The following is a 774-nucleotide window of genomic DNA, read 5'->3' on the forward strand; positions in this document are numbered from 1 at the left end:
ATTGAAGCTCAACCAACTTGGTTTGGTCACCGCGCTTAAAGTTAATGTGTCGCCCACATCGGTATCACTCGCCGCAAAGGTGTAGCTGTACGCCGCATCTTGAGTGGCAGCAGTGATGGCCGTTGAACTGATGGTCGGCGCATCGTTGACGTTAGTGACAGTGATGCTGAAACTTTGGTCAGCGGTTAAGCCATCCGTGTCCGTTACCCGCAGTAACACAGGGTGCGCGCCCACATCGGCATTGCCTGGCGTGCCACTTAACACGCCAGTGGCAACATTGAAGCTCAACCAACTTGGTTTAGTCACCGCACTGAATGTCAGTACATCGCCCACATCGGTATCCGCAGCCGTAAAGGTGTAGCTATAAGCCGCATCTTGAGTGGCGGCAGTGATGGCTGTTGAACTGATGGTCGGTGCATCGTTGACGTTAGTCACCGTGATGCTGAAGCTTTGCTCTGCCGTTAAGCCGTGCGTGTCCGTCACCCGCAGTAACACGGGGTGCGCGCCCACATCCGCATTGCCAGGTGTGCCACTTAACAATCCAGTGGCAGCATTGAAGCTCAACCAACTTGGTTTAGTCACAGCGCTTAAAGTTAATGTGTCGCCCACATCGGTATCACTCGCCGCGAAGGTGTAGCTGTACGCCGCATCTTGAGTGGCAGCAGTGATGGCCGTTGAACTGATGGTCGGCGCATCATTGACGTTGGTCACGGTGATGCTGAAGGACTGGTCAGCGGTTAAGCCGTCCGTGTCCGTCGCTCGCAGTGTCACGGG

General features: G+C 55.2%; 1 pseudogene. It reads right to left on the reverse strand.

What is annotated here, in order from left to right:
* Positions 1-774, reverse strand: a pseudogene (locus BM607_RS22220) (putative Ig domain-containing protein); the annotation flags it as partial.

Origin of the sequence: Shewanella sp. SACH, assembly GCF_001887095.2 — a bacterium.
Classification (GTDB): Bacteria; Pseudomonadota; Gammaproteobacteria; order Enterobacterales; family Shewanellaceae; genus Shewanella; species Shewanella baltica.